The organism is Rhodosalinus sp. (assembly GCF_046542825.1).
Lineage (GTDB): Bacteria > Pseudomonadota > Alphaproteobacteria > Rhodobacterales > Rhodobacteraceae > Rhodosalinus.
In genome coordinates this window covers 1-18,232 of record NZ_JBKHAQ010000027.1, presented here as the reverse complement: position 1 = coordinate 18,232, position 18,232 = coordinate 1, and the positions used below count along the sequence as shown (strand labels likewise).

The window sequence follows — 18,232 nt, the reverse complement described above, 5'->3', positions numbered from 1 at the left end:
GGTCAGGGTCTCGGGGCCGCGCGGGAGCGTCCGGGCGGCCGCCACACGGAACGTGGATCGGGAGGGGGATGCGGAGACGAGAGATACGGAGACGAGGGAGACGGAGCGGCCAGATCGAACAGCTCGCGGGTCGTCCGGCTTATGTCCCTGCCCGCGGGCAAACACTGCGAGGGGCGCGGTCTCCGGTTTTACAAGCGTCCCGACGACGGCGCAAAGGCCCGCGTGACGGAGCGCCCGGGGCGTCGAGCTCGAGCCCGGGTGGCTGGCCCGCGCCGCCTGCGCGCGAAGCGGCTGAGCGCGGCAGGGGCGCGCGCCTGCGGAACGGGGCGGCGCCGGCCTCCCCCGCTGCGCCGCCCCGGAACGCGAAGGCCGCCCGGGCGGGCGGCCTTCCTGTCGTCGGATCAGGCCCCGAGGTCGAAGCGGTCCGCGTTCATGACCTTCGTCCAGGCCGCCACGAAGTCCTGCACGAACTTCTCCTGGCTGTCGTCCTGGGCGTAGAGCTCGGCATAGGCGCGCAGGATGGAGTTCGAGCCGAACACCAGGTCCACCCGCGTGGCCGTCCACTTGACCTCGCCGGTCTTGCGGTCGCGGATCTCGTAGAGGTTCTCCCCCGCCGGCTTCCACGTGTAGGCCATGTCGGTCAGGTTGACGAAGAAGTCGTTCGTCAGCTGGCCTTCCCGGTCGGTGAACACGCCGTGCCTGCTGCCGCCGTGGTTGGTGCCCAGCACCCGCATCCCGCCGACGAGGCAGGTCATCTCGGGCGCGGTGAGGCCCATGAGCTGCGTGCGGTCCAGCATCAGCTCCTCCGGGCTCACGACGTATTCCTTCTTGAGCCAGTTGCGGTAGCCGTCGGCCACCGGTTCCAGCACGTCGAAGGAGTCGGCGTCGGTCATCTCGTCCGTGGCGTCGCCGCGGCCGGGCGCGAAGGGCACCGTCACGTCGAGGCCCGCGGCCCTGGCCGCCCTCTCGATGCCGACATTGCCGGCCAGCACGATCACGTCCGCGACGCTCGCGCCGGTCTCGGCCGCGATGGGCTCGAGCACGCCGAGAACGCGGGCGAGCCGTTCGGGCTCGTTGCCCTCCCAGTCCTTCTGGGGCGCCAGCCGGATGCGCGCGCCGTTGGCGCCGCCGCGCATGTCGGACTGGCGGAAGGTCCGCGCGCTGTCCCAGGCGGTCGCCACCATCTCGGCCACCGACAGCCCGCTGTCAGCGATCTTCTGCTTGACGGCGTTCACGTCGTAGCCGGTGTCGCCCGCGGGAACCGGATCCTGCCAGATGAGCTCCTCCTGCGGCACATCGGGGCCGATGTAGCGCGCCCTCGGGCCCATGTCGCGGTGGGTCAGCTTGAACCAGGCCCGGGCGAAGGCGTCGTCGAACTCTTCCGGGTTGTTGTAGAACCGCTCGGAGATCTTCCGGTACGCCGGGTCCATCTTCATGGCCATGTCCGCGTCCGTCATGATCGGGTTCAGACGGATCGACGGATCCTCGACATCGACGGGCTTGTCTTCTTCCCTGATGTCGATCGGTTCCCACTGCCACGCGCCGGCCGGGCTCTTCTTCAGCTCCCACTCGTAGTTCAGAAGCAGGTGGAAATAGCCGTTGTCCCACTGCGTGGGATGCGTGGTCCAGGCGCCCTCGATGCCGCTCGTGACCGTGTCGCGGCCCTTGCCCTTGCCGTTCGGGTTCTTCCAGCCGAGACCCTGCTCCTCGATGTTGGCGGCCTCCGGGTCGGGGCCGAGCAGCGTGGCGTCACCGTTGCCGTGGCACTTGCCGACGGTGTGGCCCCCGGCCGTGAGCGCGACGGTCTCCTCGTCGTTCATCGCCATGCGGGCGAAGGTCTCGCGCACCTGCTGCGCGGTCTTGAGCGGATCCGGATTGCCGTTCACGCCTTCCGGGTTCACATAGATCAGGCCCATCTGAACCGCGGCGAGCGGGTTCTCCATGGTCGCGGGATCGTCCAGGCTTGCATAGCGCTGGTCGGAAGGCGCAAGCCATTCCTTCTCGGCACCCCAGTAGGTGTCCTTCTCGGGGTGCCAGATGTCCTCGCGGCCATAGGCGAAGCCGAAGGTCTTGAAGCCCATCGACTCATAGGCGACGTTGCCGGCGAGGATGATGAGGTCGGCCCAGCTGATCCGGTTGCCGTACTTCTTCTTGATCGGCCAGAGCAGGCGGCGGGCCTTGTCGAGGTTGACGTTGTCCGGCCAGGAGTTCAGCGGCGCGAAACGCTGGTTGCCGGTGCCGCCGCCCCCGCGGCCGTCGGCCACGCGGTAGGAGCCTGCGGCGTGCCAGGCCATGCGGATCATCAGCCCGCCGTAGTGGCCCCAGTCGGCCGGCCACCACTCCTGGCTGTCGGTCATCAGCGCGTGCAGGTCCTTCTTCAGCGCGTGGAAGTCCAGTTTCCTGACCTCTTCGCGGTAGTTGAAGTCCGGCCCGAGCGGGTTCGTCTTGCTGTCGTGCTGGTGCAGGATGTCGAGGTTGAGGGCGTTCGGCCACCAGTCCATGTTCGAGGTGCCGACCTCGGTGATCGCGCCATGCATCACCGGGCATTTGCCCGCGGGGATGTCGTTTCCGTCCATTTGTCTCTCCGATCGTGATCGTGATGGTCTTACTGCGGCTCGGGTCGAGGACCGCCCCCCGAAGGCTGCGCGAACGCGGTTGCATCGGTCGTGCGCCCCGCGCTCGGGCCGTGTCGTGCAGGCGGTTCCTCTCTCCCTTGGAATCGTTCTAGCCAATGGCGACGATTAGAGAAAGTTGTATTTTCTGATCCATATGATAATAGAATCTTATGCATAGGCTGACGCGCCAGCAGCCGCGCCATCTCGATGCCCTCGCGCGTCACGGCGATCCCGGCCGCATCGCGGACGCCGGAGCCTGGCGTTCTCGTCTTGCAGCGCCTTCAGACGCCGGGCATCGGACAGTTCCATACCCATACCTGGCCCTGAGCATGTGAAGCCACGTCGCAGGGCCGAGCTCGTGCTTGCGGAACCGGGTCTCCTTCAGCGTCTGGACGAAAGACAGCGGCAGCCCCGCCCCGCGGGCTTTTCATCTTGCCATCGGCGCGCAGATCGCGTCGCCCGGGGCGGCCTTGTGCAGCTCGCCGCCGAACTCGGGCGCCGGATGGCGCTCCGGCAGGGCGATCCACCGGACTTGCGTGGGTTGGACCGGCGGCGGCACGAAGGTCCCCGTGGGGACATGCGGTGCCGAACGGGGGGGTCGCGCCGCCGGGGTTACTGCCGGTTCCGACGCGCCTCCGGGAAAACGAGCGTTGCCGTCTCGCCGCCGCCCTCGCGCGGCTCGAGGCAAAGGACGCCGCCGAGTCGCTCCATCGCTGCGGCGACGATGGCCAGCCCCAGACCGCTGCCGCCCGGTGACGGTTGCCGGCCGCGATAGAACCGCTCGGTCACGCGCGCCCTGTCCTGTTCGGCGATGCCGGGACCGCGATCCGCGACCGTACACTGCCACTCTCCGCCGGAGCGCGTCAGGAAAATCTCGACCTTTCCCTCCTCGGGCGACGCCAGGATCGCGTTCTCCACGAGGTTCCGCAGCGCCACCACGAAGAGGAAGGCGTCACTGCCGAACCGCGGCGCCTCCGGCGCATCCAGATCGGCAACGATCTCGACGCGACGCCTTGCTGCCGCAGGCTGCAGGTCGTCCATCACGTCGCGGGCCAGGTCGGTGGCCGACTGTGTCGGCCCGTTCCCGGTCGGGACCTCCGCATCCACCCGCGCCAGATCGAGGAGCTGCCGAACCACCCGGTCGGTGCTCTGCACGCTCTGGCCGATCCGATCCAGCGCCCGGGCGCGCGTTGCCTCGTCGGGCGCCATCGCCGCCACCTGCGCCTGCGCGCGCAGACCGGCGAGCGGCGTCTTGAGCTCATGCGCGGCGAAGAGGGTGAAGCTGCGCTCGCGCTCGCGGGCCGCCTCGACGCGCCGAAAGAGGCCGTTCAGCGCGGCCCCGACGGGGCGGATTTCGCGCACCAGCGGCGCCTCGGGCAGCGGACTGAGATCGCTTGCCGGCCGCGCGGCGAGCGCGATCGCCATCTGGTTGAGCGGCTTCAGTCCGCGCCCGACGCTGAGCCAGATGAGCCCCGCCAGCGCCGGAAAGATCAGGAGCGCCGGCAGGACGAGGCCGGTGGTGACATCCGCCACCAACCGCTCGCGCACCTGCATTCTGTCGCCCACCATCACCTGAACGCCGAGTTCGGGATTCGACATGGCGAAGACGCGCCATCTCTCTCCGTCGACCGTGGTGGTGGAGAATCCCTCGCCCTCGCCGGCGCCGGTCAGCCGCGCGTCGGGCGCGCCGCTCGACCGACCGGCAAGCACGCCGTCGAGCGACCAGATCTGACATGACAGCTGGTGCGAATAGTCGCTCGCGGCGGTCCGGAGCCCCTCGGGTCCGTCGGCGACGGCGTCCGCGACACGCGCCACGTCGATGCGGCGGTCCTCGATCAGCGAGGACACCATGCGCGCCGCCTCGGCGAGGCGGGCGTCGAGCACGCGCTCGACCTCCGCGCGAGTGGAATGCTGGATCCAGAGGACCGCGCTCAGCCAGACGGCCCCCGTCGCGGCCATCAGGATCAGGAACAGGCGGAGGCGGATCGAATTCATGGACCCGCCAGCCGGTAGCCCAAACCGCGGACCGTCTCGATGAAGTCCGCGCCGAGCTTCGCGCGCAGCTTGTGGACGTGGACCTCGACCGTGTTGCTCTCGACCCCCTCCTGCCAGCCGTAGAGCCGCTCTTCCAGTGCCGCCTTGTCGAGGATCGCGCCGGGCCGCTCCATCAGCGCCGTGAGGATCACGAATTCGCGCTGCGAAAAGGTGATATCGGACCCGTCGCGGCGCCCGCGCATCCGCGACGGGTCGACGACGAGACCGTTCCAGGACAGTTCCGCCGCGGCCCGACCCTCGCCGCGGCGGAGGATCGCGCGCAGACGCGCGCCCAGTTCGTTCAGATCGAACGGCTTGCCGAGGTAGTCGTCGGCTCCGGCGTCGAGCCCGGCGATCCGGTCGCACACCTCGTCGAGCGCGGACAGCAGCAGGACCGGCAGGCGCGATCCCGTCGCGCGAAGCTCGGCGAGGATCTCGAGGCCCGAGCCGTCGGGAAGCATCAGGTCGAGCACGACGCCGGCAAAGCCATTCTGCGCCAGCGCCTGGCGCGCATCGGCGCAGGTGGCGACCTGCTCCGGCGTGAATCCGGCAAGCCTGAGGCCCACGGTCAGACCGTCGGCCAGCGTCTCGTCGTCCTCCACGATCAGTATCCGCATGACGGTTCGGTTCTCCGTCTGTTGTCGCGCTGTCGCAGCGCAGCCTTAAGCCTGGCTTAAGGGTCGGGCTGGATCAGGCGCCGATGATGAGCGCAATCTATGTCTCCGCCGCGCTGGCCGCCATGCGTCTTGCCGCGGCCGTCGCGATCCTGACGGCCCTGACGGGTGCAGCCGCGGCTCAGGGTTTTCCGGCGAGCACGACGGCCGGCGCGCCGATCGCCGTCGAAGAGGCGTTCCGGCTCGACGTCACCAAGCGCGACGACGGCTCGCTCCTGTTCGAGTGGGAAATCGAGGAGGGCTACTACCTCTACCGCGACCACCTTGCGGCGGTCACCGCGGGCGGGGTCCCGCTGCCGCTCGAAACCGGGCCTGGCGTGGTCAAGGACGATCCCACCTTCGGCATGACCGAGGTCTACTACGACGCGGCGCAGGCGGAACTCTTCGCCGCCGAGGGTCCGGTCGAGCTTACCTATCAGGGCTGCCAGGAGGGCGGCATCTGCTATCCGCCGCAGACGGTGACGCTCGCTGCGGGCGACGGTTCCGTGTCGACCGACGATGCGTCCGGCTCAGGCGCCGCCCCGGCTACTGGCTCGTCATCGGGCACGGCCGGCGTGACGGTGGCGGAGGACGCGGGGCTGCTCGAAGGCCTGAGCGCGCGCGGCGGGCCGACGCTGGTGCTGGGCGCGTTCCTCGTCTTCGGGCTGCTGCTGGCGTTCACACCCTGCGTCTTTCCCATGCTGCCGATCCTGGCCGGGATACTCGCGGGCCAGGGCGAGGCGCTGACGGCGCGGCGCGGCGCCGCGCTTTCGCTCGCCTATGTGCTGGCGATGGCGTCGGCCTTCGCGCTGCTGGGCATCGCGGCGGCGTGGTCGGGGGCGAATCTGCAACTGGTGCTGCAGTCGCCCGCGGCGGTCGCGGTCTTCGCCACGATCTTCGTGGCGCTGGCGCTGTCGATGTTCGGGCTCTTCGAGGTGAACCTGCCCGCCTCCTGGACCACGCGAATCTCCGGGGTCGCCGGACGCGGGGGCACGCTGGGCGGGGCGGCGGCGCTTGGCTTCACCTCGGCGCTGATCGCCGGGCCCTGCGTCACCGCGCCGCTCGCCGGGGCGCTTCTCTACATCGCGAAAAGCGGGGACGTGGCGCTCGGCGCGACGGCGCTCTTCGCGATGGGCCTCGGCCATGGCGTCCCGCTGCTGCTCGTCGGCATCTTCGGGGCGCGCGTCCTGCCGCGCGCGGGCGGCTGGATGGAGGGGGCGAAGCGCGTCTTCGGCTTCGTCTTCCTGGCCCTCGCCGTCTGGCTCCTGTCGCGGCTGATCCCGGGCGAGGCGACGCTGGCGCTCTGGGCGGTGCTGCTGGTCGCCGCGGGGGTGTTCCTCGGCGCCCTCGACCGTCTGCCGCCCGACGCGGGCGCGGCACCGCGCGCGGGGCGGCTCCTGGGCGTGCTTGCCCTGCTCACCGGCGGCATCATGGCGCTCGGCGCGTCGTCGGGCGGCACGGATCCGCTGCGGCCGCTTTCGGGACTGACGCGCCCACCGGTCGAGGGTGACGTCGACGCAGAGCTCACCTTCGCGCGGGCCACCTCGTCCGAGACGCTGGCCGCGCGCCTCGCCTCGGCAGGGCCCGGCCCGGCGCTGGTCTACGTCACCGCCGACTGGTGCGTGACCTGCCGCGTCATCGAGCGGCGCGTCCTGCCCGACGCGAGCGTCCGGGCGGCGCTGGATCCGCTGACGCTGGTCAAGGCCGACGTCAGCGACTTCGGACCCGAGGGCCGGGCCATGCTCGACGAGCTTGGTGCCGTCGGTCCGCCGACGATGATCTTTCTCGACGAGCGGCGCGCCGAGGTGGCCGGCACCCGGATCGTCGGCGACGCCCGCGCGGACGACCTCATCCGCTCGGCCGAGGCGCTGCGATGAACGCCATAGCCATCGGGCCGCTGGTCTTCTCGGCCGAACGCTTCGCCGCGATTCTGGGCATCGGGCTCTTCCTGCTGGTTGCGGAGATCTGGGCGCTCTGGCGCGGGCGGGGGGCGCATATCTCTGCCTGGGCCTTCAGGGCGGTCGCGGTGGGACTTCTCTCGGCCCGCGCAGGCTTCGTTCTCGCGAATCTCGAGAGCTACCGGCAGGCGCCGCTGGACGTCTTCGCCGTCTGGCAGGGCGGGTTCGCGCCGCAGGTCGGGATAGTCGGCTTCGCCGCCGTGGTCCTCCTGTCGATCCTCCGCGGCGCGGCAGTCGTCAGGCCGCTCGTCGTCGCCGCGTTCGTCGGCGGGCTGGGCTACGAGGTGGTGGGTATCGTCTCCGGCGCCGACAGGCCGGGCCGGCTGCCGGAGGCCAGCTTCGCCGACCTCTCGGGCGCCCCGGTCACGCCCGCGGAGCGGGAGGGCAGGCCGCTGGTGCTGAACCTCTGGGCCAGCTGGTGCCCGCCCTGCGTGCGCGAGATGCCGATGATGGTCGAGGTCGCCGAGAGATTCGAGACCGTCGATTTTCTCTTCGTCAACCAGGGCGAGGCGCCGGAGCACATCAGCCGCTTCCTGCGGAGGGCGCGCATCGATGGCGACCTCGTCCTTCTCGATCCGCAGACTGCCCTCATGGAGCAGTTCGGCGCCCTGGGTCTTCCCGCCACCATCTTCTTCGACGCCCGTGGCCGCATGCAGGCAGTCCATGTGGGCGAGATCTCTCGCGCCGAGCTGACCGCACGCGTGCAGGACCTGCAAGACGATCAGCAACCCGCAGGAGACGAGACATGATCCTTTCGCGACGCAGCATCCTGGCGGGCGCCGCAGCCCTGGGCGCGGGCGGCCTGGCCGTCACTGCCCTTTCGCTTCTGCGCGGAGGCGGCCAGACGCAACCGGAAGTGGCCGGCGAGGACGTGCTCCACGACACCGACGGGCCGGTACAGGGCAATCCCGACGGCGACGTGACGATCGTCGAGTACTTCGATTACCAGTGCCCCTACTGCAAGGCGAACCACCCGGCGCTGCGCGACATCGTCGACAGGGACGGCAACCTGCGGCTGGTCATGAAGGACTGGCCGATCTTCGGCGCCGCCTCCGTCAAGGCCAGCCAGCTCGCACTCGGCGCCGTCGAGCTTGGCCTCTACCAGGCCGCGCATGACGCGCTCATGGCGACCGAGGGCAGGCTCTCGAACGCGCTGATCGAGGAGACGCTCGATGCCGCGGGTGTCGATCCCGATGCCGTCGCGCAAGCCTATCAGGAGAACAGGGCACGCTGGGACGGCTTCATGAAGCGCAACGCGCAGCAGGCGGCGGCCTTCGGCCTGCAGGGCACCCCGGCATTCATCGTGGGCACGCGCATCTACGCAGGCGCGCTGGATCACCGCGCGCTGTCCACCGCCGTCGCGCAGGCGCGAGCCACGCAAGGCGGCTGACCAGGGATGCCCCTGCCGCGATGCTTCGCAAGATCACGGCGCAAAGCGGCATCGTCGCGAGTATGCCCCCGCAGTCGCGCGATCCACGGCGACAGGGAGGATGCGTCCACGGCCTTGCGTCGCTCTTCCGATCGAGCGGCGTGCGCGTCGTCGATTGCTGGCGCGATCACGACGACGCGGATACGCTCCGGGACGATCCCCCTTCCGGCAGAACGACACGGCACCGCACAACGCAACGGCCACGCGCGGCGCTGCGCGGTTCAGCCGACGAGCAGCGCGAAGATCAGCGGAATCAGCAGAAGAAGGACCGAGCCGGCGTTACCCCAGCGGCTGAGCGCCGCTTCCAGGGCGGAAGGCGCGAGTGGGCCGGCGGGCAACCGGACCTGCCGGGCATTCTTCGCAGGCGGGAGCAGGCGCGCCGGGCCCGCGCGCCATCCGGGCCGGCCTGGCCGGACAAGACAGAGAAGGAGATCGCCCGGCGGCCGCGTCGGCAACGGCCATCTGGCGAGGAACGGTGCCAGCACGGCCGCGATGGCGACGGGCCAGAGCGCGTCGCGCAGGGTCTCCAGCCTGGCCGGATAGCCCGGTTCGAGCCCCGTCCAATCCTGCCACAAGGCCCAGGGCGCCAAGAGCGCAAGCGCGGCGAGCAGCCCCGGAAGCGAAAGACGCGCCGCCCAGCCCCGCCCGGTGCCTGATGGCTTGAGCCGGGCGAGGCGGATCAGGAACCAGATCAGCACGAGGCCGGTGAAGACCGAGCTGAGGCTCAGGAGAGTGCTCGCCCAGGGCTCCAGCTCCTGCTTGACCGCCGCCTTGGCCAGCGCCCCGCCCGTCAGCGGCGCGCCCGCGACCGAGGCCGCCGCGACCGCGCCCACCGCGAGGCAGAGCGCCCGCTGCCACCGAGCCCGCGAGATCAGCATCACGCCCACCAGCAGAAAGAGCGCCCCTTTCGCAAACCCGTGATGCATCGCGAAATAGGGCACGGCCTCGCGCGCGGCGCCGCCGGCGGCGACCAGCATCCCCATCAGCCCCATCTGGCTGACCGTGGAATAGGCGAGCACCGCCTTGGAATTGGCCTGCGTCAGCCCCCAGAGCGCGGCACCGAAGGCGCCCGCCAGGCCCAGGCCCGTCAGCAGGGGGCCGAGCGCGCCGGCGGGCGGCAGGAACAGCAAGAGCCCCATAAGCCCGGCCTTGACGATGGCGCCCGACAGCACGGCCGAGCCGGGCACCGGCGCCGCCGGATGCGCCAACGGCAGCCAGACATGCAGCGGCACGAGCCCCGCCTTGATCCCCAAGCCGATCACGAGAAGACCGGCGGCAGGGGACCCGATGGTCGCCGCCACATCCGCGATGGCGATGCCGCCCGCCCGCTGAGCGCCAAGGATCAGGCCCAGCAGGAGGGCGACCTCGCCCAGTATCGCGATGATGATATAGACGCGCCCTGCGCGGAACGCCTCGGGCGTCCTGTCATGCACGATCAGGAACCAGGAGGTCAGCGATACCGCCGCGAAGGCCACGTAGAAGGTCGCGACGTCCCGCGCCAGGAACACGCCCAGATTGCCGGCCAGCGTCAGGCACCAGAAGCCCGCGAACAGCGCCGCGTTCGGCCGCCCCGCCATCGGCTGCGCCGCAAGGCCTGCGATGCACCAGAGCACCGCCGCCATGCCGAGCAGAACGCGGCCGTCGGGCTGCAGCGCGAGGGTCACGCCCAGGAGCAGGTCGGGCGCTGTGGTGACGCCCTCGGCGCCCGCGAGCGCCAGCCAGAGCCCCGGCAGAGGCGCGAGCGGCAGAAGGCGCACCGCGTGGCGCCGGACCGGCGGCAGCGCGCTCAGACCGGTCAGCAGAAGCGGCCAGACCAGCGCCGCGAGCGGCAGAAGGGGGCCGTCGACCAGCGTCACCTCAGATACTCCCGCTCCGAGATAAGGGTGGCCCAGCCCAGCGGGCTCAGCGGCGAGGCCGCCAGCAGACCGGATGCGAGCGCGGCAAGCGCGGCCACCACTGCCGGCACCACCAGCGCAGGCACCTTCTCATCCCCGCTTGCGTCAGGCGCGGGGTCGCGGAACCACAGACGCGACAGAAGCGGCAGGAAATACGCCGCGTTGAGCAAGGTGGACGCGCCGAGCACCGCCAGCACCCAGCCCGCCCCGGCCTGCAACGCGCCGATCCCGAGATAGATCTTGGTCACGAAGCCTGCCAGCGGCGGCAGGCCGATCATGCCCAGCGCCCCCAGCGAAAAGCAGACGGAGGTCCAGGGCATGCGCCAGCCCATCCCGTCCAGCCCCGCGATTTCGCGCACGCCGGCGCGTTCGTCGTAGATGCCCGCGCAGAAGAACAGCGTGATCTTCATCAGCCCCTGGTGCACCAGATGCACGAGCCCGCCGATCACCGCGAAGGGGCTGGCGAGCGCGGCGCCGAGCACGATGTAGCTGACCTGGCTGACCGTCGAATAGGCGAGCCGCTTCTTGATCCCGGTCTGCTGCAGCGCCCGGATCGATCCCCAGAGGATGGTCGCGGACGCCAGCACGGCCAGCGGCGTGCCCACCCCGAGCTCGGAGACACGCGCCACGCCGAAGACGTCGTAGACCACCCGGACGACGCCGAAGGCCCCGGCCTTGACCACCGCGACGGCATGCAGAAGCGCCGAAACCGGCGCCGGGGCCGCCATTGCCGACGGCAGCCAGCCATGCAGCGGCACGATGGCCGCCTTCATGCCGACGCCGAGGATGAAGAGCGCGAAGATCGCCCGCTGGCTGCCCGTGTCGAGCGCGTCGAGGTCGGGCGTCTCGTCGAACAGCACCGGCCCCGTGGCGCTTTCGAGCCAGACGATCGCCACGAGCAGGAGCGTGCTGCAGGGCAGCGCGTAAAGCAGGTAGCTGCGCGCCGCCCTGAGCGATGCCGCATCCTGCTTGTGCGCGACAAGCGGCCAGGTGCTGAGCGTGAGAAGTTCGAAGAAGATGAAGAACGAGATCAGCGAGCCCGACAGCGCGATCCCCGTCGTCGCGAAGACGCAGAGGCTGAAGAAGCCGAAGAAGCGCGATTGTTCCGGCTTCGTGCCGAAATAGGCGATGGCGTAGATCGTGGTCAGCAGCCACAGCGCCGCCGACAGCGAGACGAACAGAAGCGCCAGCGCGTCGATCTTCAGCAGCAGCACGAGGCCGGGGGCGAGCGGGATCTCCGCCTCGTAGCCTGCACCGCCGGCGATGGCGATCAGCATCGCCACGATCAGCCCGACCTTCAGGACCGCGCCGCCGAGGTTCAGCGCATTGCGCATGCGGTAGCTGTCCTGCGCGAGGAAAAAGCTGATCGACGCCGGCACGAGCGACGTCAGCAACAGAAGAAGCGGCAGCAGCGCCGTCACGGCCCCGCCTCCGCCGCCGCGGGCCTGCCGATCGAGAGGATCTCGAAGGGCGCGTCCGACGCGATGCCGAGCGCGATCGCGGCCCCCGCAAGGCCGAGCGGAACGGCCTGCATCGCGCGTGCAGGCGGCAACGCGGCGCCCGGCGCATCGGCGCGTGCGAAAAGCGTGGCAAGCGGGCGATAGAGATAGGCTGCCGCCAGAAGCCCCCCGCCCGCCAGCACCAGCGCCCAGATCCACTGCCCCGCCGCGAAGGCCGAGGTCATCAACAGGTACTTGCCGGTGAAGCCGCCTGAGGGCGGCAGGCCCACCAGCGTCATGGCGGCCAGGGCGAAGGCGAAGGCCGTCATCGGCATGGCGGTGGCAAGCCCGCGCATTCCGTCGAGCCGGTCGGTGCCCGTCATGCCCATCCACTGGCCCACGGCGAGAAACATCGCCGCCTTCGCAAGGCCATGCGCAAGCGCGATGAACACGGCGCCGGTCCAGGCGCCGCCCGACCAGGGCGTCTCGGCCGAAGCGCCGCCGGCCAGCGGAAAGACCAGCAGCAGGTAGCCGATCTGCGCCACCGTGGAGTAGGCGACGAGAAGCTTCAGCCGCGTCTGCACGAGCGCTTGCAGACTGCCCCAGATCACCGCCGCGGTCCCGAGCGCGGCCATCAGGACAAGCGCCCCATCCGCCGCGCGGTCCGGCATCACCTCGAACCAGAGCCGCAGCAGGATCAGGAAGGACGCCTTCGGCACCAGCGCCGACAGCATCGCCGAGGCCGGGGCCGGTGCGGACCCGTGGGCCGGCGGCAGCCAGACGTGGAAGGGAAAAAGGGCGGTCTTGGCCATCAGCCCCGACGTCATCAGCGCCAGCGCCAGCGCATCGGTGCCCGCCGGCGACCGGGCCGCCAGAAGGCCCATGTCGAGCGTGCCATGCGCGGCATAGACCAGCACCACCCCCGCGAGATAGAGCAGCGATCCCGCCAGCGCGAAGAGCATGTAGCGCATCGCGGCCGCAAGCGCCTCCGCCTTGCCCCCGATGGCCACGAGCCCGACCGAGGCGAGGCTCAGAAGCTCGAGCCCGACATAGAGGTTGAAGAGGTCGCGCGACACGAACACCGCGTTCAGCGCCGCCCAGAGCAGCAGCATCAGCGGCCAGAAGCCGAAGGCCGCGCGCGCGCCGGCGGCGGCCGGATCGAGGGCATGGCGCGCGGCCAGCGCAGCGGCCGTCATCACCAGCACGGTCATCGCGATCAGCGCCGCTGCCAGGCCGTCGGCCTCGAGCGCGATGCCCACCGGTGGCGCCCATCCCCCGAGCGGCAGCCGCGTCGGCCCCTCAGCCGACATGCCCGCCACCAGAGCAGCCGCCGCCGCCAGCATCGCCGCGCAGAGCGCCGGGACCATGCCCCGCACCGCGCCCTGGGGCAGAACCAGGGCGGCCAGCGCCCCGGCGAGCGGCAGCGCGAGGAGGGCCACCAGAGCCGTCACCCGCGCTCGTCTTCCTCTGGCAGCATGGCCCGGCCCCGAGCCCGCGCAAGCGCCACGATCAGCCCGACGGCCAGCGCGCTTGCCGACAGGGCGACCACGATCCCTGTGATGATGAGCGCCTGCGGCACGGGGTCGGCCTCTTCGCCGCGTGCGCCCGCGGCACCCAGATAGACGAAGAGGCCCGAGCCGATGAGGTTGAAGGCCAGCACCCGCCGCAGGAGATGCCGCGCGGCGATCAGCCCGAAGAAGCCGGTTCCGACCAGCGCCGCACCGGTCAGGGCGTAGAGGGTGAGACCGCTCATGACCCCTCCGGTCCGGTCTCGGGCGGGCCGATGACGAGGAAGGCCAGCGTGACCGCGATGGACAGGGCGAGCGCGACCTCGATGGCGAAGATCGCCGCGCCCGCCACGGGCTCGGGCAGGGTCAGGAACCCGGCACCAAGCGCGGCCCCCGCGACACCCGCCGCGAGAAAGACGCCCGGCCCCGCGACCAGCGCCGCGCGCCACGCCCGCTCGGTCACCCGCGGCGGCCGGACGAGACCCGCCAGCGCCGCGACAAGCCCGACCGCGGCCAGAACGGTGCCGCCCTGGAACGCCCCGCCGGGGCGATCGGCGCCGACATAGACCACATAGGCCCCCACCAGGACCCCCACGGGTGGCAGCAAACGCCCGAAACTGGCCATGACGCCGCCCGGCCTGACATGCTGCGGCAGCCCCAGCCGCTCGGTCCAGGCGTCGTCGCGGGCCAGCATCCACAGGCCCAGCAGCGCCGCCAGCAGCACGACGCTCTCGAGGAGCGTGTCCCAGGCGCGGAAGTTGAGCAGCACGGCCGTGACCGGGTTTTCGACACCGGCACGCGGCAGGGCCTCGGCAAGCTCCGGGCCGGGCCGTGCGGGCAGCGGCAGCGCGAACCACGCCCAGGCGAGCGCCCCCGTCAGGGCGGCGGAGGCAAGCGCGGCGGCGATGTTGACGCGCCCCGGCGGCGGGTCTGCATCCGCCCCGCTGCGCGCAAGCCGCCCGAAGGCGGCGAGGAACAGGACGCCGGTCAGGCCCGCCCCGATCGCGGCCTCGGCCAGCGCCACGTCGATGGCGCCCAGCCGCACCCAGGCCAGCGACAGGAGCAGGCCGTAGACCACGAAAAAGACGATCGCTCGGAACACCCCGCGCCCCATCACCGTCGCCAGCGCGACGGCAAGGATCAGGGCGCAAAGCGCTGCATCGAAGGCCCAGGTCATCGCCCGCCCCGCTCGCGCAGCGCATGGCGCGCCACAAGCTGCGAGACCGTCCCCGCCGCCAGCAGGACCAGCGCCCAGATCAGCGCCAGAAGCGCCGCCTGGCGCCAGCTTTCGGCCTGGAAGGCGACGCCGAGCGCGATGAAGCCGAGGCCCAGATTGTCCGCCTTGGTCAGCGCGTGAAGGCGGCTGAAGATGTCGGGAAACCGCAGGAACCCCGCCGACCCCGCGAGGAAGAACAGAACGCCGAGACCGGTGAAGAGACACGTCGCGATGTCAGCCATCCCGGTCTCCGGCCAGCGGCGCGGGGTCGACATCGTCCTCCTCGGGGTCGCCGCCGCCATCGGCGCTGAGCGCCTTGACGAAGCCCACCGCCGCCAGCGCCCCGAACAGCGCGAGGATCGCCGCGACGTCGAGCGCCGCCCAGCCCTCGACCGGAGCGAGGAGCATGAGGACCGCGACGCCGCTCGTTCCGGCAAGCTGCGCCCCGGTCATGCGGTCGGCGCGCCCCGGCCCGCGCCAGATCCGCAGGAGCGCGCCGGCGAGGCTGACGAGCACGCCCGTGGCCATGAGGCTCAGCCAGGCGGTCATCCGTTCGCTCGTGTCGCGGGGTCGCCGCCGATCATCGCCGCGATGGCCGCTTCTTCCCGCGGTATGGCCGCCTCGAAGCCCGCGTCCACGTCGAGCAGGTGGATCAGCAGCCGATCGCCCTGCATGCCGGCCGCCAGCGTGCCCGGCATGAGCGACAACTCCGCGCCCAACGCGACGCGCCCGCCATCGGGCAGGCGCACCGGCACCTCGACCCAGCCGGGCGCGAGCGGCATCCGCGGGGACAGGGCACGCCGCGCCACGTCGAGCCCGCCGAGAAGCGAGGCGCCGAGGAAAGCCGGCAGGTGCCGCACGGCCCGCCACGGCGCAAGATGACGCGGTCCCGGCAGGAGCCGAAGGCTGAGCCAGACCGCGGCCGGAACTGCAACCGCCCCGACGGCGAGCGCCTTGGGCTCGGCCCCGGCGAGAACGATCCATACGGCCCCGAGAAAGGTGATACGACCGACCAGATGTCTTGCGGAAAATCCCTGCATGGCGTCAGGACACATGATCGACGCAAGCAGCGCAAGGCTTGAGTGCAGAGGCAGGCGGCCCGCGCCAGTGGCGCCGTGTCTCCGCCAAGAGGCTCTCTCGAAGCGGATCAGTCCCGAAGTCGGACAAGGCGCTCCAGATCGCGGCAGGCAGAAGGCGCGTCTTCGAATACCAGGTCGATGTCGACGAGGTCTCTTAGCCGCTCCGCAGACACATTCGTCGCCGGAGCGACGCCGATGATTGCCGATGGCACCGTGATGCGCATTGCCACCACCAGACGCACGAGCGCATCCAGCCGCTGCTCGGTGCTGAGCGAAAGGCCGATGATGTGCGGCTGCGTGTGCTCGACATGGGCGATAAGCTCATCGTGGTCCGTGTCGGTCCGAAGGTCGATTTCCCAGCCGGCTTCGCGGAACAGGTCCGCGGCGACCGTGATACCGATTCCGTGGTCCTCGCCGGGCACGGTTGCAAAGAGCGCGCATCGCCGGCCGTCCACGGCAGGGCGCGCGCCGTAAGTCTCGGCCCTCAAGGCCCGCATCAGCGCGTAGAGATGCCCTGTGCCATATGTCACGTCGAGGAAGGAATATCTGTCCTCGTCCCACCCCTGGCCGAGGCTGCGCGCCGCGGCGACGATGTATCCCAGATAGACGCCCTGCCGGGTCACGCCCTCGGCGCGCCGATCCTCGATGAACCGGAGGGCGGCATCGGGGGTCGGCCTGATGAGGGTTTCACAGAAGGCGGCGATGCTGTCGTCGCTGATCTCGGGCGCCTCGAAGCCTGGATCGTGCGGGCGCGCCGATGCCAGCCGGCGCATGATGTCCCCGGCCAGAAGCTCCACTGCATCCTCGGCGAAGGCCTTTCGCTTCGTTGCGAAAAGCGATGCCGTCCGTGAAAAGACCTCTGCGTCGAACATCGCCTTGTCCCTCGCCCACACTGCGGCATCACGTCGAGCATACCGTTGCATGCGATTCGGTCAATCGCCTCGATGACGGGCGGCCCTTGCCTCCGGGGGTGCGCGGCGCTCGCCCTGAGCGCCTGTCGCTGTTACCACGGTCCCGCAACCGGGATGCGCCTGCGGTAAAGACACAGCTTTGCCGGCGGCACGTTCAGTGATCAGAGGACTGTCATGACGCTTTTTCCGCTCTACCTCGCGATCTGCGCGGTTCCCGCCGCGGCCGGCATCCTGTTCAAGCCCGGAGCCTGGTATCGCGACCTCGACAAGCCCGCGTGGACGCCGCCCGACAAGCTGTTCCCGGTGATCTGGGCGATCCTCTACGTGTTGATGTCGCTCGCGGCGGCGCGCGTGGCGATGCAACCCGGCAGCGCCTTCGCACTCGGCCTGTGGTCCCTGCAGATCGCGATCAGCACGCTCTGGTCGGCCGTGTTCTTCGGCCTGCACCGCATCCGGACCGGGGCGGTGATCATCGCGCTGCTCTGGATCGCGGTTCTGGCCGCGACGCTGGCGTTTCTGGCCCGTGACGGAATCGCGGCGCTGATGATGGTGCCCTACCTCGCCTGGGGCAGCTTCGCACTGGCGCTCAACATCTCGGTGATGCGCCGCAATCCGCATGCCGCGGCGGCATAGGACAGGCTGCGCCTCGGACAGACAGTCGCCCCCTGCCCCATGCATGCCGCCGCAAGCCAGTCGGGCAAGGAAGCCGTGTCCGCCGGAGGGAGCCCGACGCGCGTCAACCGTGGCGCGTCGCGTATCAGGGCACGGCAAGGGCCGCAGAACTCCATGCCGCGGCGATCCAGCAGCACCGCCCGGTCCGCGACCGAAAGCGCGATGTCATGCGTGATGACGGCAATCGCGCGGGCTTCGCGCGCCAGTGCCCCGATCCGCTGCGCCAGCGCGGCCTCTGTGCCGATGCCCAGCCCGGTGTCGGCTCGTCGAGGATGAGGAGCGGCCATCGCCCGGCCTCGGCGATGAGCGCCCGAGCAACGCGGCGCTTCGGGCCCGTGACAGGGTGAAGGCCAGGCGACGCGCTCCAGCCACCGGTCGGTCAGGGTGCACCCTGTCGGCTCGGAACCATGGCCAGGCCCCTCGATCTTTGCGCCCACCGGCGCCCGTCAGGGCCAAGGGCGATAGAGTGATCCGCATGATCGAGGATCGGGCCGAGCCTGTGCGCCACGCACCATGACGCAGGGTTGGCCCGATCGTCTTGATCTGCCTCAATGTTCCCGGCAGAAGAGGCGTATAGGGCGATCTGACGAAAAGGCTTGAGAAACCAGATGAGCAAAAATGGCGGGCACAACCACGGGCACAATCACGGGCACCATGGATGGCACCCCGGCCATGGCGCGGAAGCGGGGCCGCCCGAGGGCTGGTACTATTTCGGCCCGCAACCGCCCTGGGCCGCGGCGGCGCACGGGACGGCGCCGGACACGGCGCAGCTGAAGGAGGCCTTCGACGAGCTGTCGCGCGGCGAGGTGAACGCCGAGACCCT

The 18,232-nt window shown here is 70.6% G+C and carries 16 protein-coding genes and 2 pseudogenes; 5 read left to right on the top strand and 13 right to left on the bottom strand.

Translation table 11 applies throughout. The features are described 5' to 3' along the window. Positions 1-401: 401 nt before the first annotated feature. From katG to ACLFOB_RS05620, 4 genes and pseudogenes are all read right to left on the bottom strand, one after another. On the bottom strand, positions 402-2,576 hold the full coding sequence (gene katG / locus ACLFOB_RS05635) for a catalase/peroxidase HPI (protein ID WP_410925390.1): 2,175 nt from the start codon (positions 2,574-2,576) through the stop codon (positions 402-404). Between the two features lie 285 nt (positions 2,577-2,861). Beyond that, positions 2,862-3,042, bottom strand: a pseudogene (locus tag ACLFOB_RS05630) (hypothetical protein); the annotation flags it as partial. A 185-nt stretch (positions 3,043-3,227) separates the two neighbouring features. Beyond that, positions 3,228-4,610: an ATP-binding protein gene (locus tag ACLFOB_RS05625; RefSeq protein WP_410916357.1), complete on the bottom strand. Its 1,383-nt coding sequence runs from the start codon at positions 4,608-4,610 to the stop codon at positions 3,228-3,230. Further along, positions 4,607-5,266, bottom strand: coding sequence for a response regulator transcription factor (locus ACLFOB_RS05620; RefSeq protein ID WP_410916358.1), 660 nt, complete (start codon positions 5,264-5,266; stop codon positions 4,607-4,609). The genes ACLFOB_RS05625 and ACLFOB_RS05620 overlap by 4 nt, the downstream gene beginning before the upstream one ends. Before the next feature lie 86 nt (positions 5,267-5,352). Here ACLFOB_RS05620 and dsbD point away from each other — a divergent pair, with 86 nt between their 5' ends. The 3 genes from dsbD to ACLFOB_RS05605 are packed head-to-tail and all read left to right on the top strand — an operon-like array spanning position 5,353 to position 8,650. Further along, positions 5,353-7,179, top strand: coding sequence for a protein-disulfide reductase DsbD (dsbD, locus tag ACLFOB_RS05615; RefSeq protein ID WP_410925388.1), 1,827 nt, complete (start codon positions 5,353-5,355; stop codon positions 7,177-7,179). Continuing rightward, entirely contained in the window at positions 7,176-8,009 is an 834-nt protein-coding gene (locus ACLFOB_RS05610; protein WP_410925386.1) for a prolipoprotein diacylglyceryl transferase family protein, read from the top strand. Before dsbD ends, ACLFOB_RS05610 begins: the two co-directional genes overlap by 4 nt. Then, the gene (locus ACLFOB_RS05605) at positions 8,006-8,650 is read left to right on the top strand and encodes a DsbA family protein (protein WP_410925384.1); all 645 of its coding nucleotides are present in this window, start codon (positions 8,006-8,008) and stop codon (positions 8,648-8,650) included. The genes ACLFOB_RS05610 and ACLFOB_RS05605 overlap by 4 nt, the downstream gene beginning before the upstream one ends. 260 nt (positions 8,651-8,910) lie before the next feature. On the opposite strand, the gene ACLFOB_RS05600 is transcribed toward ACLFOB_RS05605, so the two are convergent. The 9 genes from ACLFOB_RS05600 to ACLFOB_RS05560 all read right to left on the bottom strand — a co-directional run bounded on the left by ACLFOB_RS05600 (position 8,911) and on the right by ACLFOB_RS05560 (position 16,698). Beyond that, positions 8,911-10,545 carry a complex I subunit 5 family protein gene (locus ACLFOB_RS05600; protein WP_410925382.1) on the bottom strand — a complete coding sequence of 545 codons (1,635 nt, stop codon included), beginning with the start codon at positions 10,543-10,545 and terminating at the stop codon, positions 8,911-8,913. Then, on the bottom strand, positions 10,542-12,005 hold the full coding sequence (locus tag ACLFOB_RS05595) for a complex I subunit 5 family protein (RefSeq protein WP_410917348.1): 1,464 nt from the start codon (positions 12,003-12,005) through the stop codon (positions 10,542-10,544). The genes ACLFOB_RS05600 and ACLFOB_RS05595 overlap by 4 nt, the downstream gene beginning before the upstream one ends. Next, on the bottom strand, positions 12,002-13,474 hold the full coding sequence (locus ACLFOB_RS05590) for a complex I subunit 5 family protein (protein WP_410925380.1): 1,473 nt from the start codon (positions 13,472-13,474) through the stop codon (positions 12,002-12,004). Before ACLFOB_RS05590 ends, ACLFOB_RS05595 begins: the two co-directional genes overlap by 4 nt. Further along, positions 13,471-13,776 carry an NADH-quinone oxidoreductase subunit K gene (locus tag ACLFOB_RS05585; protein WP_410917350.1) on the bottom strand — a complete coding sequence of 102 codons (306 nt, stop codon included), beginning with the start codon at positions 13,774-13,776 and terminating at the stop codon, positions 13,471-13,473. Before ACLFOB_RS05585 ends, ACLFOB_RS05590 begins: the two co-directional genes overlap by 4 nt. After that, on the bottom strand, positions 13,773-14,708 hold the full coding sequence (locus tag ACLFOB_RS05580; protein WP_410925378.1) for a hydrogenase subunit MbhD domain-containing protein: 936 nt from the start codon (positions 14,706-14,708) through the stop codon (positions 13,773-13,775). The genes ACLFOB_RS05585 and ACLFOB_RS05580 overlap by 4 nt, the downstream gene beginning before the upstream one ends. After that, positions 14,705-14,989 carry a cation:proton antiporter gene (locus ACLFOB_RS05575; RefSeq protein ID WP_410917352.1) on the bottom strand — a complete coding sequence of 95 codons (285 nt, stop codon included), beginning with the start codon at positions 14,987-14,989 and terminating at the stop codon, positions 14,705-14,707. Before ACLFOB_RS05575 ends, ACLFOB_RS05580 begins: the two co-directional genes overlap by 4 nt. Then, positions 14,982-15,296: a hypothetical protein gene (locus ACLFOB_RS05570; RefSeq protein WP_410925376.1), complete on the bottom strand. Its 315-nt coding sequence runs from the start codon at positions 15,294-15,296 to the stop codon at positions 14,982-14,984. Before ACLFOB_RS05570 ends, ACLFOB_RS05575 begins: the two co-directional genes overlap by 8 nt. Further along, complete coding sequence (locus ACLFOB_RS05565) at positions 15,293-15,787, bottom strand: Na+/H+ antiporter subunit E (RefSeq protein ID WP_410925374.1); 495 nt, start codon at positions 15,785-15,787, stop codon at positions 15,293-15,295. The genes ACLFOB_RS05570 and ACLFOB_RS05565 overlap by 4 nt, the downstream gene beginning before the upstream one ends. A gap of 107 nt (positions 15,788-15,894) precedes the next feature. Next, positions 15,895-16,698 carry a B12-binding domain-containing protein gene (locus tag ACLFOB_RS05560; protein WP_410925372.1) on the bottom strand — a complete coding sequence of 268 codons (804 nt, stop codon included), beginning with the start codon at positions 16,696-16,698 and terminating at the stop codon, positions 15,895-15,897. Between the two features lie 213 nt (positions 16,699-16,911). On the opposite strand from ACLFOB_RS05560, the gene tspO reads away from it, so the two are divergent. Together tspO and ACLFOB_RS05550 are read left to right on the top strand one after the other, a co-directional pair. Beyond that, entirely contained in the window at positions 16,912-17,370 is a 459-nt protein-coding gene (tspO, locus tag ACLFOB_RS05555; RefSeq protein WP_410917356.1) for a tryptophan-rich sensory protein TspO, read from the top strand. A 647-nt stretch (positions 17,371-18,017) separates the two neighbouring features. Next, positions 18,018-18,232, top strand: a pseudogene (locus ACLFOB_RS05550) (hypothetical protein); the annotation flags it as partial.

What these genes read in the sequence shown, in the direction of transcription:
- ACLFOB_RS05575 (WP_410917352.1), bottom strand. Translation starts at nt 14,989, where the DNA reads ATGGCTGACATCGCGACGTGTCTCTTCACCGGTCTCGGCGTTCTGTTC.
- ACLFOB_RS05625 (WP_410916357.1), bottom strand. Translation starts at nt 4,610, where the DNA reads ATGAATTCGATCCGCCTCCGCCTGTTCCTGATCCTGATGGCCGCGACG.
- ACLFOB_RS05560 (WP_410925372.1), bottom strand. Translation starts at nt 16,698, where the DNA reads ATGTTCGACGCAGAGGTCTTTTCACGGACGGCATCGCTTTTCGCAACG.
- katG (WP_410925390.1), bottom strand. Translation starts at nt 2,576, where the DNA reads ATGGACGGAAACGACATCCCCGCGGGCAAATGCCCGGTGATGCATGGC.
- ACLFOB_RS05605 (WP_410925384.1), top strand. Translation starts at nt 8,006, where the DNA reads ATGATCCTTTCGCGACGCAGCATCCTGGCGGGCGCCGCAGCCCTGGGC.
- dsbD (WP_410925388.1), top strand. Translation starts at nt 5,353, where the DNA reads ATGAGCGCAATCTATGTCTCCGCCGCGCTGGCCGCCATGCGTCTTGCC.
- ACLFOB_RS05570 (WP_410925376.1), bottom strand. Translation starts at nt 15,296, where the DNA reads ATGACCGCCTGGCTGAGCCTCATGGCCACGGGCGTGCTCGTCAGCCTC.
- ACLFOB_RS05610 (WP_410925386.1), top strand. Translation starts at nt 7,176, where the DNA reads ATGAACGCCATAGCCATCGGGCCGCTGGTCTTCTCGGCCGAACGCTTC.
- tspO (WP_410917356.1), top strand. Translation starts at nt 16,912, where the DNA reads ATGACGCTTTTTCCGCTCTACCTCGCGATCTGCGCGGTTCCCGCCGCG.
- ACLFOB_RS05580 (WP_410925378.1), bottom strand. Translation starts at nt 14,708, where the DNA reads ATGACCTGGGCCTTCGATGCAGCGCTTTGCGCCCTGATCCTTGCCGTC.
- ACLFOB_RS05620 (WP_410916358.1), bottom strand. Translation starts at nt 5,266, where the DNA reads ATGCGGATACTGATCGTGGAGGACGACGAGACGCTGGCCGACGGTCTG.
- ACLFOB_RS05585 (WP_410917350.1), bottom strand. Translation starts at nt 13,776, where the DNA reads ATGAGCGGTCTCACCCTCTACGCCCTGACCGGTGCGGCGCTGGTCGGA.
- ACLFOB_RS05565 (WP_410925374.1), bottom strand. Translation starts at nt 15,787, where the DNA reads ATGCAGGGATTTTCCGCAAGACATCTGGTCGGTCGTATCACCTTTCTC.